This window comes from Streptomyces sp. NPDC057565 (assembly GCF_042801455.1).
Classification (GTDB): Bacteria; Actinomycetota; Actinomycetes; order Streptomycetales; family Streptomycetaceae; genus Streptomyces; species Streptomyces yanii.
Genome location: NZ_JBHVFU010000184.1, coordinates 1 through 1,284, shown reverse-complemented (window position 1 = coordinate 1,284; position 1,284 = coordinate 1). Strand labels below are relative to the sequence as shown.

Here is a 1,284-nt window from a genome sequence, read left to right as displayed (position 1 = left end):
TGAACCTTCCCCTTGATCGTGGACACCTGGAGACTGGGACCTGAGGTTCCAGAGGAAGTAGCACCAGGTGGGAAGCAAGTACATGAAGCGGTACACCGAAGAGTTCAAGCGGGACGCGATCGCGCTCGTCGACTCCTCGGGCAAGACGGTCACGGCGGTCGCCCGGGAACTCGGCATCAGCTCCGAGTCCCTACGCGGCTGGTACCGCAAGGCGAAGGCGGACCGGGGCGAGGGCACTCCCGGCGAATTGAGCAGTGCCGAGCGCGAGGAGCTCAAGCGGCTGCGGCGGGAGAACCGCGAGCAGCAGCAGACGATCGAGATCCTGAAAAAAGCGACCGCCTTCTTCGTGAAGGAGAACGACCGGTGAGCGAGTTGTACCGGTTCATCCACGCGGAGAAGGCGAACTACCCGATCGTTCTGCTGTGCCGGGTGCTGCACGTCGCCCGCTCCTCCTACTACGCGTGGCGCGAGGGCGAGGCCGCCCGCCATGTCCGGCAGGCCGCCGACGACGCGCTCGCGCACGAGATCACGGTGCTGCACGTCGCCTCCCGCCGCACCTACGGTGTCCCGCGCATCCACGCCGAACTGCGGCGTCTGGGGCGGCGGGTGAACCGCAAGCGCATCGCCCGCGTGATGCGCGAGCGCGACATCCGAGGCGTCACCCGGCGCAAGCGCCGCTCGTTGACCCAGCCCGACAAGAAGGCGAAGCCGGCCCCAGACCTGATCGGCCGCGACTTCCACGCCGAGCGGCCCGGAATCAAGCTGGTCGGCGACATCACCTACCTGCCCACCGCCGAGGGCTGGCTCTACCTCGCCTGCTGGCTGGACCTGGCCACCCGCGAGGTCGTCGGCTATGCCATGGCCGATCACCACCGCGCAGAACTCGTCGTGGACGCCCTCGACATGGCCTACGGCCGAGGGAACCTGGAGCCCGGCTGCGTGATCCACAGTGACCGCGGCAGCGAATACACTTCGACCCAATTCAGCGAGCGCATAAGGAAGTTGGGACTGAGGAACAGCTGCGGACGCACCGGATCATGCTTCGACAACGCGGCCGCGGAGAGTTTCTGGGCCCTGCTCAAGGAAGAGATCGGCACCCGCATCTGGCCCGACCGGGCCACCGCCCGCGCCGAGGTCTTCACCTTCATCGAGACCTTCTACAACCGCCGCCGCCTGCGCAAGCACAAGACCTTCGGCTACCTCACCCCAGCCGAGACCAGGCAGCGGCATCAACACGCCCTCGCGGCATAACCGACGAGTGTCCAAGATCACGGGGAAACTTCA

General features: G+C 66.6%; 2 protein-coding genes. Both read left to right on the top strand.

The genetic code is table 11. The features are described 5' to 3' along the window. Positions 1-67: 67 nt before the first annotated feature. Positions 68-367 carry a transposase gene (locus ACFU8W_RS52495; RefSeq protein ID WP_384053013.1) on the top strand — a complete coding sequence of 100 codons (300 nt, stop codon included), beginning with the start codon at positions 68-70 and terminating at the stop codon, positions 365-367. Continuing rightward, positions 364-1,251 carry an IS3 family transposase gene (locus ACFU8W_RS52490; protein WP_384053011.1) on the top strand — a complete coding sequence of 296 codons (888 nt, stop codon included), beginning with the start codon at positions 364-366 and terminating at the stop codon, positions 1,249-1,251. The genes ACFU8W_RS52495 and ACFU8W_RS52490 overlap by 4 nt, the downstream gene beginning before the upstream one ends. Positions 1,252-1,284: the final 33 nt, after the last annotated feature.